Consider the following 281-nt stretch of genomic DNA (forward strand, 5'->3'; position numbering starts at 1 on the left):
TAAAGGACAATTTTACAAAAATTGATAGGCTTAAAAAAGCTATTTTTAACTCATAAAATTGTGTTTTTAGAAAAGTGTGTACTTTTCCTTGTTGTACATATAAAACTTGCGCTATTACTTTTGTTTTTTTTACAATGAACCTCATGTATTTCTTCAAATTATAATTCAAGGATGCCATGAGTACGTGTTTATTGGCTTGTTTAATGCCTCTTGAGTTAACTTTCTTCATATTCAGAAAGTTAACAACATAAAGACAATACTTTTTTAAACAGCTCCATGAA

At 27.4% G+C, this 281-nt stretch carries 1 pseudogene; it reads right to left on the reverse strand.

The window, feature by feature from the left end:
* A pseudogene (locus FIA58_RS21370) lies at positions 1 to 229 on the reverse strand (IS1182 family transposase); the annotation flags it as partial.
* Positions 230 to 281 lie beyond the last annotated feature (52 nt).

Origin of the sequence: Flavobacterium jejuense, from assembly GCF_006491595.2 — a bacterium.
GTDB lineage: Bacteria > Bacteroidota > Bacteroidia > Flavobacteriales > Flavobacteriaceae > Flavobacterium > Flavobacterium jejuense.